This window comes from Autumnicola tepida, from assembly GCF_031846485.1.
Classification (GTDB): Bacteria; Bacteroidota; Bacteroidia; order Flavobacteriales; family Flavobacteriaceae; genus Autumnicola; species Autumnicola tepida.
This window is the reverse complement of record NZ_JAVRHQ010000028.1, coordinates 1-12,171: the sequence shown is the minus strand read 5'-3', so window position 1 is coordinate 12,171 and position 12,171 is coordinate 1. Positions and strand designations below refer to the sequence as shown.

Genomic DNA, 12,171 nt, shown 5'->3' with positions numbered 1-12,171 from the left:
AATGATATCATGATTCAACTCTACCATATTTCAAAAAAGATACTGCTTACACTTAGCACTTTAAGCCTGGGCCTTGCACTTGCCGCTCAAAATAACGTACAAGGTTACGTGTACGAAGATACCAATAACAATGGCAAACGAGACAGGCGTGAAAGCGGAATTGCTGAAGTTGCCGTTACCAATGGTACCGCAGTGGTATTGACCGATAACCAGGGAAGATATGAACTTCCGGTTGGCGATGACAATATTATTTTTATTATAAAACCTGCTGGTTACATGTTGAAAACGAACGAAAATAACCTGCCACAGTTTTATTACCTTCATAAGCCCAAAGGATCTCCGGAGGCCGAATTTAAGGGGGTGAGCGCAACTGGAAAATTACCGAAATCCCTTGATTTCGGATTACTTCCTTCAGAAGAAAAAGAAGAGTTTACCGCTCTTATTTTTGGAGATCCGCAACCGTATTCTTTAGAAGATATGGATTATTTTGCCCGTGGCGTAGTCTCAGAAGTGGAGGGGATAGAAAATGTGCTTTTTGGCATTAGCCTTGGCGATCTTGTGGGGGATGATCTCGATCTATTCAAACCCTATATTAATACGATGCAGAAAATTGGAATTCCCTGGTACAACGTGATGGGCAACCATGATATGAACTATGATGCCGAAGAAGATTCGCTAAGTGACGAGACCTTTGAAGCACATTTTGGCCCTGCCAACTACGCATTTAACTACGGAAAGGTACATTTTATTATACTGGATGATATCCTCTATCCAGATCCGCGTGATGGGGAAGGATACTGGGGCGGCTTTAGAAAAGACCAGCTTGATTTTGTCGAAAACGACCTGAAATTTGTGCCTGAAGATCACCTGATAGTCATGGCCTGGCATATTCCGCTTGGTGAACCTGAAGGGGATCCGTACAGGGATGAAGACAGGGAACGGCTTTTTGAAATATTAAAAGATTATCCTCATACCTTATCGCTTTCAGCACATACCCATATCCAACGCCAGGATTTCTTCGGAAAAGAAGAAGGCTGGCAAAGGGAAAAACCGCATCACGAATATAATATAGGCACCACTTCAGGCGACTGGTATTCCGGCAAACTTGATGAAGAAGGAGTTCCTGTTTCTACGATGCGTGACGGTACGCCAAAGGGTTATGCCTTTATCCACTTCAACGGAAATGAGTATGATGTAAATTACAAAGTAGCCGGTGAAGAGAAAGATTACCAGATTAAAATTTTCGCTCCCAAAGTAGTGGCAAAAGATCAGGGTACACAGGCGGGAATTTTTGCGAACTTTTTTATGGGAAATAAAAACGATAAGGTAATGTACCGCATTGATGAAGGAGAATGGAAAGAAATGAATTATGTGGGAGAAGAAGACCCGAGCTATGTGGCGATGGTTTATGAATGGGATCTGGCTGATGAATTAATGCCAGGCCGGCGATCTTCTAATCCTATAAACAGCAAGCATTTGTGGAGGGGCAGCATTCCTACCCGCCTGGAAGCCGGGGAGCATACCATCGAAGTTAAGGCAACCGATATGTATGGAAAAACATTTACAGCAAAAAGCAGTTATAGATTAGAGCAGCAGAATTAAAGTTCCTTGTTTAGTTTTGATTGTGGAGGCCTGCCAGCAAATTATTTTGATGGTGGGCCTTTTTTCTTTTTCTTACCAGCTCCAAAACTGGAAGATTACCTTTGCCTCTTTTATTTACTTTATCATTTTTACCCGCTATAACAGAACCTATCCTTATAGTGACAATGATACTTACTTGACCGCATGGAAGTACAAATAGCTATACCAGAAAAAATTTTGCCTTTAAATTTTTTGATTTGCCTCAGCAGTCTTTTTTTCTGAGAAGATTTATTTAAGCCATTAACACTTTACCTTTATCAATAAGAATTAGTTCGTTTTTGATAAGTTTTTCTTCGTTAATTGACTATAATTTCTAAAAAAGGCTAGTAATGTTCGGGATGATGTTTGAGGGAGAGTACGCTAATATAAGCATAGAAGATAATATTTTGTTTCTGGAATACAGTCCTCGCCTGGTTTTGACTTACCATGTAGCAAAAGAAGTTTTAAGCAACCGCCTTGCTTTTCAGCAAAATAAAGCTTACCCGGTATTTTGTAACACATCAGGTATTATAAGTGCCGAAACTAATGCATTGGACTACTTATCCCATGAAGGCACGCTGCTTATCATGGCTATAGCTTTTTACGTTAATGCCCCACTTAATAATCTTCTTACTGAATTTTTCCTGGAAACCCACAGCAGAAAAATTCCTGCAGGGATTTTCAAATATAGAAACCAGGCGCTAAAATTTTTAAGACCCTACACCCAATGAAGTAGTAACTGAAATTTGATTTATGGAGCGGGAATTTACAAGGGAGAGTCTAAGGGGAGTTTACAGGATGTTATTTGAACTGGCCAAAGGGAATTTTGCATATCAGATAAGACGAACCCAACATCACGACGAATTGGAAGGCCTGATTGCCCTTTTCAATATGACTGCTGAAAAGTTAAACAGGAACAGGAATCAATTCCTGTGGATCAACCGGCATAATGAAGTGGTGGTTGTAAAAACATTAAGCTTTTTACTCAATAGGGAACTGCAGGTTCTTGATTATAATGCTGAGGATGAAAAATTAAAAGAATTTGCCAAATCTGGAAAAATTAAACGGCAAGCTTTCGAGAATCTATTAACTCCCGAATCTCGAATACAGTGGAGGAATGCTCTTCAACAACTCTTTAACCACACTAGGAATTTTATCAGTTTACTACTGGAGTATGAGCTTCATGATAATTTAGAACTGAATTTACCGTCTGTTATTGCCAAAGTACATCATGAAGATATTGTGAAATTTATAGTTACCTCTTCCCTGCTGGATACCCAAAAGGATGAATTCTTTAATTTTCAGGGGAACGCTAACTTGAATAATCTTTCTATCTGAGACCAGCAACTCTTCCAGGATATTGAGGATTATATTTTGGATCACCTGGACGAATCATTAAAGCCTCTCTACGAAATCGCTGCTCTTCATAATACCAACGAGCATAAAATTAAAACAGGATTTAAAAAGGTTTTTGGATCAACGCCAAACCAGTATCATCGGGAACAGCGGATAGAACGGAGTAAAATACTTATTGAGAATACCGATCTCTCCTTATCTGAGATAGCGCAAAAAATGGGGTTTGCTTCCTACCCTGCATTTTCTAAAACATTTAAGCAATTAGCAAAAGTCACCCCCAGGAAATACAGCAAATCTACCAGGAATTCATAGCATTTGATATTATTTCTCCTTATTTGACAAGTTCTCCTACACTTGAGATAAGTATTCTTCTGCAATTTTATATCATAATCAAAAGAGAATATCAGATGCCACTAAAGGTTTACATAGAGGAATTTATCAGGTATACATTTATACTCTTATTTTATTATGCAGCGGTAACCAAACTTTTGGAGCACCCAAAATTTTACAATGACCTCCTGAACAGCCCTGTGTTTGAATACAAAAGAATAGCAGGATTAATGTCATGGTTTATACCCATACTTGAATTAACTATCGCCGGATGCCTAATTAGCACGGTTTACCGGTGGCTGGGAATGTATCTGGCATTCGGTTCAATGGTATTGTTTACAGTTTACATATCTGGAATATTATTATTTAGTGAAAATATTCCCTGTTCCTGTGGCGGGATCATCAGCAATTTTACCTGGCAGGAGCATCTCATCTTTAACATGTGTTTTCTCTTATTAGGATTACTTGGGGTATATCTTCAGCAAAAAAGATATACATCAAAATATACATGAAATAGTATTGCGCAATACTACAGAAGGACGCCTGAACCTAAACCGGGAAAAGGCATATTGTTTAATTTTTAAATATTATAATTATGAAAAAATCCAAAATTTTAATGCCCGTGATGGCATTCGTAATGGCAATCGGTCTGGCATTTGCCAATAAAGCAAATGTGCAGTCTGCCGGATGGATTAATCTGGATGGAGTTGCCACACAATTAAACGATGATCCGTGTAATGGTACGGGATTTAGTTGCCGGGTCACTTTTGAAGATGATGAACAGGAGCGTATTTTTACAGTATATACAAACCAATCGCTCCAGACTCCTAAACCAAGTTCCTCTCTTTCTCCACATAGTCTGCCAGAAATGCCAGATTAGGAGTTGAAAAGCCCCGGAGGAAATTCCGGGGCTTATTTTTTAAATCAGGCAGTTGTTGAAACTCTTTAATCCTGCAACGCCTTTCCAATAAAGTCAAACCTGCTACTTTCCGTGAAAAATGTCTGAGCCGCCTCCTTAATCGCTTGTGGAGTAAGAGATGAACAATATTCCTCAACCCTTGCCTTTTGTGGTGGTACGGCATCGTATTTGTAATAATCATACAAACGTTCCAAAGCTTTAGAAGTACTGCCTTTCCATTCCGTATATTTGGGGATTATCGAATTATCCAAAAAATTATCCAGCTCTTCCTGGGTAATTTCTTCATGCTGCATTTCTTGTATAATTTCTTGAATGTCATTTAAAATCAGGTTAGCCTCGCTTTCCATACATGGGACCGTGACACCAAGCATTGTTGTATCAATATCTCCATTATTACTATATGAGGGTATTACAATATATATTCCCCTTTTTTTATTATTGCGCAACTGGTTCACCTTTCGAAACAGAATTTTGGCAAGTACCTGAATTTTAATTCTGTTCTTCCAATCATCATACTCCTGACGTTTAATATAACGAGCGGATATTATAGTGTTCCCATTAGTTATAGTTGGAATATCAAGAATTTGATGTTTCGGACCTTCGGGTAATTGAAAGTCATCTAAGGACTTGAAAAGACTTTGATTATGGTTGGGCAAATTACCCAGGTATCTATCAATCAAAGGGATTAGCTTTTCACTTTCCACAGAAGAGGTTATTAAAAAAGTAAATTCTTTAGCCTCATCGAAAATAGAATGGTAAATTCGATAAGCTTTATCCATTTCAATATCCTGTACAGCTTGATATCTTTTACTTATAGATAAACTACTATTGGGAATTAGAAGTTCAGTATTTACTCCCCCAACAAAATCACTTGTGGACTTTTTATAGGGAGGATGAAGGAATCGCTGCCACTCCTCCCATTTCCAACTTTTAAATGCCGTCAGGTCCTTCCTGGGAGAACTCATATATTTGTAGAGCATTTGAAAAAAAGTTTCAAGATCTTTCTCCTGAGCTCTACCATTAATACCGCTTTCGGTATCCGATATATATGTTTGTAACCGGTGAATAGAGTTTCTGGATAAGAGTTCACTCAATTGAAACTTGTCCAGGTTTTCAATTCCGGCATTATTAATCACTAGAGGAGAAAGTAAAGCCGTGTAATAATCCTCTTCCGGAAAATTTAATGCGCCTATATTACGAAAACCATGAACATTAATACTCCCTTTATTCATTGAGGTCTCTGGTAATTCTTTTAAAACAACCTTAAGACCATTTGAAAGTTTAAAAATTCTGGATCCTAACGAATCTTTTGGCAACTCCTTTAAACCTTTGGTTTTAAGCACATCATTGAATTTTAAGCTATCCTTATTCTTTAAAATGGGCTTAATCATCTTCGGTCTTACAGAAGCAATCCATCGCTTTGTATTTTTTTTCCAATATTCCTTATTTTGTTGTTGGGTCAGAGGAGCTATAACCGCTATATCATCTGGCATTTCAGGAATAAAATCTCTAAGTATCGCATTGAATTCCCGCAAACTTAAATTGGACCACCACGATTTTATTTTATCCGGACTTTCCAGTGGCACCTTTTTTTTACTGAGCACCTGTTCTTTAATTTTGTTGCTCCAGTACCCAAAAGAAGAAGTGTCTGTGTTTTCCAGGTTTTGAATGCCTTGTATTTGAATCTTTTCCCATTGGGGAGCAGAAATTCCCTTATTTTTCAAACCCTTTATTAGTGCATAACTCTTTTGTAATGCGGGAATTTCATATCCTGATTCAGCTTTTATCATTATGTCAAGAGCAGGTATATTAAAACTCCAATTTGAACTTGAAATATATCTGACCTTATAGTCTTTTTGTTGATTCCAAAGTAAGTCATTGATGCTTCGGTTTAAGATTGGTTTTATCCATTTCCATTGCGCATCGGTTAAATAGTTTAATTTCCTATCCCTTATGAAGCAATGAAAAATCACTTCTTTCTTATTTCCCACGTCCTGGTCTTTACTTTCCAGGACTAAAAACTGAGAAGGACCATTCAGAAATTTTTCTGAACACTTTTCATCAACACCTCCAACTGGTTGATCCTCCGAAGAAGAAAAAAAAGATTGTATCTCAGATTTCCATTTTGCAATATTTCCCACATCACCAATGATTACCAGGGAACTGCGCTCTGGCCGGTACCAGGTGTTTAAAAAATCCTGAGTTTCTTTTAAATTGAATTGCTGTATATGTCTTAACAGAGAATCAGGTTTAACGGGAGTAACCAGGCAATCAGAAAGTTGCGCATTGATTAAGGCTTCCTGATAAGAAAATTCAGTGGTAGCCTCCCTGTAAACAAACTCTTCATAAAGCACCCCTTTTTCAGAATTTATAACTTCCGGATCAAGTTGCAGATTACCCGATGACAGTTTTGAAAAGAGAGACAGTATTGTTTTCCTCAGAAATTCATCACCCGAAGAATAGGTGAAACTATAGCTGGTGTGGTCGTTAGAGGTTGAGGCGTCCAATTTAATTTTACCTAAATTAAACGCTTTTTGCAAATTATGGTTAGCCATCAATGCCCTGTTGCGAAGCTGTGTCATAGGCAGGTGCTCTAAAAAGTGAGCTAAGTCCCATTGCCCTTCTAACTGGTTTTGTTTTCCGGATTTAACGTACAGGTTTATTTGTATTTGATTGCCTGGATCTTTTAACGGTTTAATATAATATGTAAGCCCATTTTCCAGTTGTCCCGAAAAAATGGAATCTCTCGCTGTGCTATTAATTTCCCAGGCATTGGCCGGAAAACAGGATATACTAATAAATACAAGTAAAGGCCATATTAATAGCATTCGATTAGCGCCTGGTCTAATATCCCTCATTTTGCTCAAGGTTTGGATTTTTCATTCGTTCCTGTTCGGGTATTGGGTAAAACACATCGGTTGGCTCCCATAATGGTTCATTGTTTAGTACCTCACCGGCAGAATCGGTGCGTTTAAGATCCAGCCATCTGTGGCCCCACTCTGCAAAAAATTCCCTTCTTTTTTCCAGGAGAATAAGATCAATTAGTTGACTTGATGATATCCCGGGACGGGTTTCACTTATTAGAGGTATTTCGGCTCTTTCCCTAATGATATCAATATCTGCAACAGCTCCATCAATATCATCCATTCTGGCCCGGGCTTCTGCCCTTATTAAAAACTGCTCCGCCAGCCTGAGCACCATGGAATATTCCATGATATCACCTCCGGAGGCATCGTATTGTATTTTATATTTATTCGGATAGAAATAAGAACCGGTATCATCACTATAAGTTCCAACCCAGTAGGTAAACCGCTGGTCGCCCTCTTCCCAAAGTGCCATTAAATCTTCTGAAATTTCAACCGGGCTGCTTCCTGAAGAAATCCTAACAAACAGGTTGCCTTCTCGTGTGTGCCGAAAGCTTCCACCCCATCCTGCCGGAGAGATCTGCCAAATTGCTTCCTGGCTGTTTGCCAGAAATACCTGATTGGGATCATCCAATAATTGGTACATATTCCCTGCTGAAATCACCTGCGTACTATAAAATTCCGCCTGCTGCCAGTTTTCCTGAAATAGGTAAACCCGTGCCAGCAAGGCCATAATGGCATAAGAGTTTACATAAGTTCTTTGGTCATCAGGATATTCCGACCCTACCAGTTCAAGTGCTTCATTAAGGTCAGCAATAATTTGTAAATTAATTTCTTCTGTTGTGGCATTGGAAGCCAGTGCATTGTTATTATAATCTGTAGTAAGAATAAGGGGGATTTCATTATACAGGTTTACCAGGTAGAAATATGTAAAGGCCCGGATAAATTTTGCTTCTCCCAAAATACGGTTTCGGCTTTCCTCGGTTAAGCCGGAGAAATTTTCAACACCTTCCAGGAGGGTATTAGCCATATAAATTGTACTATATGCACCCGACCACAGGTCAAGGTTAAAACTGTTAGAGGGAGATATTTCATAATCCGCGAATTCTACCATCTCTTCTGTAGAAGTGGTTATGGCAAAATTATCGCCTGATAAGCCTGCCAAAAAGGTAACCGAACGGTTTCCACCGGCTGCAAAGGAGGTATTAAATAATTGGGTATAAAGTCCCTCCAGGGCACTTAGTGCTGTTTTATCATCATTAAATACGGTTTCTCCTGTAATTCGATCGGAGGGGACATCTACTTCAACAAAGGATTCACAAGAACATAACATTCCTATGACGCACAGTCCATAAAAAAACCTGCTACATATATTATTTACTATCATTTTTCAATGTTTAAAAGTTAATTTCTACTCCGGCTGTAATAGTTCGCAATGCCGGTAATTCTATACTTCCGGGAACCTCCGGATCCAATCCCTTATATCCGGTAAATGTGTAGAGGTTCTGGCCCTGCAAAAAGAGCCTTGAGGAATTTATAATTTCACTGCTTATTGGCAGACGATAACTTAAGGCGAGAGATTTAAGTCTTACGAAAGAGGCATCGGTTGTGATATAATCACTGCTTAGCGCATTGCGATAAGCACGATTGGACAATGTTGATTGTGAAGCTTTTTGGGTAACATTTAGGTCTCCCGGAGCTTGCCATCTGTTATCAAAATCTTCCTGTAATACATTAGCCATTCGCCCAGGCGCCGTTCTATAAAATTTAGCACCTTCCTGGCCTACGAATTCCAGTAAAAAGGATAAATTCAAGTTTTTATAACTAACCTGGTTTTGGAGTCCCCCAAAATACTGCCTGCCCAAATCCTTAATTACCACCCGATCCTCGTAATCATATGTCCCGTCCTGGTTTACGTCCTCTACCTGGAATAAACCGGTTTCAGGGTCAACACCATTAAACCGGTATAACATTGAAATACTTAAAGGCTGTCCTACCTGATAGATGTTGGCATAGGATGTTTCTTCAATACCGGGAAAGGCAACAAGCTTGGTTTCAGGTAAGGTAATGTTGAAACTGGTTTCCCAGCGCCAGTTATCGGATTGAAGATTTATTGAAGACCCTTCTATCTCCCAACCCGTATTTTGTACTGTGGCAGGAAGGTTAGCCTGAACAAAACCAAATCCGGTAATAGCAGGAAGGGTATATCCCACCAACTGGTTTGAAGACCTGTTGCGGTACCAGCTTAACTGAAGCCTTACCCGGTTTTCAAAAAATCCAAGTTCCGTAGCCGCTTCAAGCTTTTTATTTGTTTCCCAGGAATAATCAGAATTTACAAGTTGAGTTGGATATAAACCGCCCGGTGCCGGTGTAGGCGAAAAAGTATCAAGGTAACCGTAATCCTGGATCTGGTCACTACCGGTTATACCGTAGCTCCCCCTGATTTTCCCGAAGCTCAGCCATGAATTTTCTCTTATGAAACCTTCTTCTGAAAATATCCAGGCAGCGCCTATGGCCCCAAAATTAGCAAAGCGCTTGTCCGGTCCAAATCGGGAAGAACCATCGCGCCTCCCTGTCAAATTCAATAAGTAGCGATCTTTAAAATTGAGCCCCAACCTGGCAAAAACGGCATTGTATTTATATATGATTTCACGATTATCTGAAACATAAACAGCACCGGCAGAGGCAAGGTTTCCTACCAGTTGCTCATTGGAATAACCAACGCCGCTCATCCGTAAATTTTTACTTCTACGCTCCTGAAAGGTAGATCCTATTAAAGCATCCAGCTTTAATTCTTTTATTTGAGAATTATATTGCAATTGGGGTTCTATAATCCAGGAATTCCTATTCGTAAGAGAGTGGCTGGAACGGGCTTGCGCCCTGTCCCATAACCTGGGGTCATAAGCTTCTACGGGATTTTTAACCAGTTCATCGTTATCCAGCATGGTATAGCCTGCATTCGTTTTGAACTTTAGGTCTTTTATTATTTCGTAAGATATACCCAGGCTGCTTATTAGCTGTTGTACGTTTGCAGTACTGGTATTGAGAGTAACCGCAAGAGGATTGGTCCAGGTAGAGTTTTCCCAGTTTAAACTGCCATCATCATTATAAAGTGCCGGTGCATTGGGTGAAAGTGCCAGTGCGTCAGATATAAAGCTTGAACTGTTAAACTGCTTATTGACATCAATACCATAATTAACAGATAACTGCGCATTAAAACGATCATCCTTATTTCTATGGTTTAGTGCAAGTCCCGTAGTCCATTTCTTATAGCCAAAATCTCCCGGGAAGACTGTACCCGTTTTAAAATATCCTCCGGATAACCGGAATGAAGTGTTTCTATTTCCTCCTGAAATGTTTATATCGGCATTTGTAGTTTCAGCGGTTCCGCCAAAGAGTACCTTTTGCCAGTCGGTATCCCTTTCCTGGCTCCAGAGCAGCAGGTCTTCTGCATTGGTAGGAGTGGGATTTTCACCATCATTAGCGAAAGCTTCCTTCCGCAATGCCAGGTAATCTGGGGTGTGTAATATGTCTATAAATCGGGCTACTTCGCTTACCCCGGAATAAACCCGCGCGGTAACTTCTGTTCTTTGTCCAAATTCATTACCGTTTTTTGTAGTAATCAAAATTACACCATTGGCGCCTCTGGAGCCATAGATAGCCGTCGCATCGGCATCTTTTAGAACTTCAATACTTTCTATATTGGAGAGGTTTAATGAGTTTAATGGATCCAGCCCCGTAATCGTGGAAGAGGTCATCCCGCTAAAACTGTGAATAGGGCCTGAATCTATGGGAATTCCATCTATTATATAAAGAGGTAAGTTTCCGTTATTCTCAAAAGAAGTACGTAAGCTGTTCTGCCCACGTATTTGAATTTGAGAAGCTGTTCCGGGAATACCACTTCTTTGTACTACGGAGACCCCCGCCATTCTCCCCTGCAATGCCTGGATGGGGCTTACCACCGGCAGGTTTTCTATTTCCTCTGCGGTTACGCGGGAGATATTTCCCGTGCTTTCCCTCCTTGTAGTATTGTAGTAACCGGCATTAATTTTTACCGCATCCAGGGCATTTACATCTTCCTCCAGTTGTACGTTGATCTCGGTTTGGTTCCCTACCGGGATCTCCTGCCTTTTATAACCTAAAAAGGAAAATACCAGGGTTTCCCCCTGCCCCGCGGTTATGGAATATTCTCCCTCAAAACTGGTTACGGTACCGCGGGCTTCTCCTTTTACAGATACGGTTACCCCCGGCAGCGGCAGGTTGTCTTCTCCCGTTACCGTACCGGTAATTTGCTGTTGTTGTGGTGTGTGTTTTGTAGTTAAAACTGCCGCATGTGCCGGCACTGCCAGTATGTAGATAATAATGGCAACAATTATCCACGCCAGGAACTTCCAGCGCTTGTAATTATTTTTCATAATTTTGCTGTGCTTTTAGTGAAACGATCTTTTACTTAAGCTTAGGCCTTCCCCAACCAGACTCCAATCTTAGGGGAAGGCTTTTTAGCTTAACACCTATCTCTAGGCCAATTCAAACTTTCTTCTCATAAACAATCTTTTTTTGTTAACACCTACAGCCCCTAAAGCCGTAGTCCTAAAAAACAAACTTTGCCCAAGGCCCTTTTAACTATTCTACAGGTAAGCAGGCCCCACCCAACTACTGCCGCCATTATAGGGATGGCTGCAATAACCCACGGGATTGTTTAAGAGATTAGACCGTTCCCGCAACAGGATTAATAAAACCAGTAAAAGCTACCGCCGGCCACTTTGGCCATTTAAAGTGTGTTGCTGTGGTTTGTTTAAATGCGAACCTTTATATGAAGAAACAAAAGCTTTAAAGCAGTTAAGCAGGAAGCACCTAAATACAAAAAGGCGTGAAAGCTCAACTTATGCCATCAAGGTACTGGTATACCGTGCAACGATAAGAGAGCCCACGCCTAGGTCGTGAGCATCCTTGCTTATCATCTCGTTGCATAAATTACCAGTTTTTGACGGCGAGATTCAAAGCGAATGCTTCTAATATTTTACTCTAAGAAGTATCGCAAATATATTAATATGAGGCAAATATAATAAAAATTATGAAGAA

Annotated in this window: 9 protein-coding genes; 6 read left to right on the top strand and 3 right to left on the bottom strand. The window is 40.0% G+C overall.

Annotated elements, in window-relative coordinates; all coding sequences use genetic code 11:
* The first annotated feature begins 9 nt into the window (after positions 1-9).
* The 6 genes from RM553_RS16910 to RM553_RS16885 all read left to right on the top strand — a co-directional run bounded on the left by RM553_RS16910 (position 10) and on the right by RM553_RS16885 (position 4,186).
* Positions 10-1,602, top strand: coding sequence for a calcineurin-like phosphoesterase C-terminal domain-containing protein (locus RM553_RS16910; RefSeq protein WP_311536140.1), 1,593 nt, complete (start codon positions 10-12; stop codon positions 1,600-1,602).
* Positions 1,603-1,970: 368 nt separating this feature from the next.
* Entirely contained in the window at positions 1,971-2,351 is a 381-nt protein-coding gene (locus RM553_RS16905; RefSeq protein ID WP_311536139.1) for a DUF7793 family protein, read from the top strand.
* A 22-nt stretch (positions 2,352-2,373) separates the two neighbouring features.
* Complete coding sequence (locus RM553_RS16900; protein ID WP_311536138.1) at positions 2,374-2,958, top strand: hypothetical protein; 585 nt, start codon at positions 2,374-2,376, stop codon at positions 2,956-2,958.
* 36 nt (positions 2,959-2,994) lie between these two features.
* On the top strand, positions 2,995-3,288 hold the full coding sequence (locus RM553_RS16895) for a helix-turn-helix domain-containing protein (RefSeq protein WP_311536137.1): 294 nt from the start codon (positions 2,995-2,997) through the stop codon (positions 3,286-3,288).
* A gap of 95 nt (positions 3,289-3,383) precedes the next feature.
* Entirely contained in the window at positions 3,384-3,818 is a 435-nt protein-coding gene (locus tag RM553_RS16890) for a MauE/DoxX family redox-associated membrane protein (RefSeq protein WP_311536136.1), read from the top strand.
* A gap of 83 nt (positions 3,819-3,901) precedes the next feature.
* Positions 3,902-4,186: a DUF6520 family protein gene (locus RM553_RS16885; RefSeq protein ID WP_311536135.1), complete on the top strand. Its 285-nt coding sequence runs from the start codon at positions 3,902-3,904 to the stop codon at positions 4,184-4,186.
* 65 nt (positions 4,187-4,251) lie between these two features.
* On the opposite strand, the gene RM553_RS16880 is transcribed toward RM553_RS16885, so the two are convergent.
* The 3 genes from RM553_RS16880 to RM553_RS16870 form a co-directional block, all read right to left on the bottom strand.
* On the bottom strand, positions 4,252-6,366 hold the full coding sequence (locus RM553_RS16880; protein WP_311536134.1) for a M16 family metallopeptidase: 2,115 nt from the start codon (positions 6,364-6,366) through the stop codon (positions 4,252-4,254).
* A gap of 703 nt (positions 6,367-7,069) precedes the next feature.
* Positions 7,070-8,476, bottom strand: a complete 1,407-nt coding sequence (locus tag RM553_RS16875) for a RagB/SusD family nutrient uptake outer membrane protein (protein ID WP_311536133.1) — start codon at positions 8,474-8,476, stop codon at positions 7,070-7,072.
* A 10-nt stretch (positions 8,477-8,486) separates the two neighbouring features.
* Entirely contained in the window at positions 8,487-11,504 is a 3,018-nt protein-coding gene (locus RM553_RS16870; protein ID WP_311536132.1) for a SusC/RagA family TonB-linked outer membrane protein, read from the bottom strand.
* Between the last annotated feature and the right edge of the window lie 667 nt (positions 11,505-12,171).